Consider the following 1014-nt stretch of genomic DNA (forward strand, 5'->3'; position numbering starts at 1 on the left):
CTGCTCGCCGCGCTCGGCGTCGAGACGGTCCCGGTGCGCGCGAAACCGCGGGTCGGCATCGTGTCGACGGGCGACGAACTCGTGCGCCCGGGCGGGGAGGTCAGCCACCGCGCCGGCCAGATCTACGACGTGAACAGTTACGCCGTCGCCGCCGCCGTCCGCGACGCCGGCGGGGAGCCAGTCATGTATCCGCACGCGGGCGACGACTACGACGAACTGGAGCGCGTCCTCCGGGACGCCGCGGACGACTGCGACCTCGTCCTGTCGTCCGGGTCGACGTCCGCCAGCGCCGTCGACGTCGTCTACCAGGTCGTCGAGGACCGCGGGGAACTCCTGTTGCACGGCGTCAGCGTCAAACCCGGGAAGCCGATGCTCGTCGGCGAGATGCGGGGTGCTGCCGGCGGCGACGAACCCGACGCGGCGGACGCGTCGCCGAGCGCGTACATCGGACTGCCGGGGTATCCGGTGTCCGCGCTCACCATCTTCCGGGCGTTCGTCGCGCCGAAGATTCGGGACGCGGCGGGGCTGCCGGCCCCGCGGTCCGCGACTGTCACCGGCGAGATGGCGGTCCGGGAGCGCTACGGACAGGGCCGCACCCGGCTGATGCCGGTGGGCCTCGTCGAATCAGGGGACGGCAGCACGCTCGTCTACCCGGTCGACAAGGGATCGGGCGCGACGACGAGTCTCGTCGAGGCCGACGGCATCGTCACCGTGGACGCCGACACCGAGTACCTCGAAGCGGGCGAGCAGGTGTCCGTGGAACTGTTCTCGGATGACGTCCGCCCGCCGTCCGTGCTCGTCGTCGGCGAGCGCGACCCCGGGTTCGACCGCGTGCTCGACCGACTCCCGAATCCCCGGTTCCTCGGGCTCGGGAGCCGGGAGGGCGCGCGCCGCCTCCGCGACGGCGTGCCGGACGTCGCCGTCACGACGGACGACAGCGGCGAGGCGAGGAACTCGAGTCGTGGACCCCGCCAGTGGGGGCTGGTCGTCCCCGCCGGCAACCCGCTGGCCGTC

At 73.1% G+C, this 1014-nt stretch carries 1 protein-coding gene; it reads left to right on the plus strand.

Annotated elements, in window-relative coordinates; genetic code table 11:
- On the plus strand, window positions 1–1014 hold a 1014-nt coding region (locus GRX66_RS19315; RefSeq protein ID WP_233745728.1), incomplete at both ends, for a molybdenum cofactor synthesis domain-containing protein.

Source organism: Halobacterium bonnevillei (assembly GCF_009831555.1).
Classification (GTDB): Archaea; Halobacteriota; Halobacteria; order Halobacteriales; family Halobacteriaceae; genus Halobacterium; species Halobacterium bonnevillei.